Genomic DNA, 1,551 nt, shown 5'->3' with positions numbered 1-1,551 from the left:
ATTGAAGCACAAGGAACGTTCATTACCACAGAATATGGTGAATTTGAAACGCCGTTAATTGATGGTGCCGATTGTGCTTATGTAATTTTTGACAAGAAAGGAACTGCGCTTTGTGCCTTTGAGGAAGCCTACAACCAAGGTCAAACTGATTGGAAAAAACCAGTATCGTGTCATTTATATCCAATTCGTGTTAAGGATTATTCTGAATTTTCGGCAGTTAACTATGAGCGATGGGATATTTGCAATGATGCATGTACTTTGGGAAAAGAACTTCAGATCCCGATTTATAAGTTTGTCAAACAAGCACTTATCAGAAAATTTGGAGAAGATTGGTATATGGAACTCGAAAAAGTAGCTGAAAGCTATCGTTAGACTTCATTATATCACCAATTACACATTATTTTATACAAACTGTACATTTCTTCATTTTAGCGGCATTTGTTTTTAATAACTTCAAATCATCTATTGAGTTATTTTAACCTTTTAAAAATCTAAAACAAATGAAAACAATACTATCACGAGCTTTTCTGTGCCTGACCTTTTTATTTTCCTCGAGCCTTCTTCTTGCTCAAAAAAACCAGAAGGAAATCCAGGATGTTTATGACTTTGATTATACCTATAAACTAAAAATGGCCACTAAAAAAGATGAAGTTCAATTTGATTATTATCTAAAAAAAGATGCAGATTATTTTGGATTCCTATTACCTATGATAAATAATGGTCAAGAAGGCATGGAAATATTTACGGTTATGGATAATAACTATAAAGTATCGGCAATGTTCATGGAAATTGCGGGAAGAAAAATACTACAAAAAACCAAATTGAAACTCGACGACATAAAAACCGATGAGGACAACTCCAATTTTACCATTAAAGAAATAGGCTCAAAAAACATTTTAGGCTATAATTGTCAAGGATTTATAGCGGAAGATAAGGACAGCCACATAACTATTTATATCACCAACGAAGCACCTATAAGCTTCAACAAAGTGTGGGATACCGGAAAAAACAAAATGCCCAAAGGCTTTGATCCAGCATGGGTGAAAAAATATAGTAAAAGCGGATTGGTTATGGAAATGCACTATGTTGACAAAAAGAAACCTAAAAACAACACGAGTATGAACTGTATTGGACTGGATAAAACCGATTTTTCGATCAACACCTCAGATTATGGCTCTATGTTAGGCGCTTTTGGACGCTAATCTAAAACGCAATTAAATTCTAAATTCCACCCCAATTAATATTCATACAACCGATTTTAAAGATCTTTTATTCTGGGCTTTGAAATCGGTTTTTAATTCAATTATAAATCGAAAATCAACTACATTTTACTTTTAAAACCCATTTCATTCAATGTGATTAACACACCTCCTAATTATTAACTTTAGTAGGAATATATACAGAAACTTTAGTGCCCAAAGAATTTCCTTGTTTGTCATACATGTCTTCAATATCCAATTTATAATCCGTAGTAAATCGTTCGGAAAAATTAGACAATCGCGCTTTTGTAATCGCTAAACCTACCGATTTCCTTTTGAGAACCCTACCATG

3 protein-coding genes are annotated in these 1,551 nt (G+C 33.2%); 2 read left to right on the top strand and 1 reads right to left on the bottom strand.

Annotation, left to right across the window (positions count from 1 at the left end):
• Both VNJ50_RS14550 and VNJ50_RS14545 read left to right on the top strand, forming a co-directional pair.
• Window positions 1-372: DUF3109 family protein (locus tag VNJ50_RS14550; protein ID WP_325583022.1), on the top strand; the 372-nt coding region annotated here is incomplete at its 5' end.
• A gap of 128 nt (window positions 373-500) precedes the next feature.
• On the top strand, window positions 501-1,202 hold the full coding sequence (locus VNJ50_RS14545; RefSeq protein ID WP_325583021.1) for a DUF4412 domain-containing protein: 702 nt from the start codon (window positions 501-503) through the stop codon (window positions 1,200-1,202).
• A gap of 169 nt (window positions 1,203-1,371) precedes the next feature.
• Here VNJ50_RS14545 and VNJ50_RS14540 read toward each other — a convergent pair.
• The coding region (locus VNJ50_RS14540) for a hypothetical protein (RefSeq protein WP_325583020.1) at window positions 1,372-1,551 on the bottom strand (180 nt) is incomplete at its 5' end.

The organism is Gelidibacter sp. (genome assembly GCF_035577925.1).
GTDB lineage: Bacteria > Bacteroidota > Bacteroidia > Flavobacteriales > Flavobacteriaceae > Gelidibacter.
The sequence above is the reverse complement of the archived record's forward strand: the minus strand, read 5'-3'. Positions and strand labels throughout refer to the sequence as shown.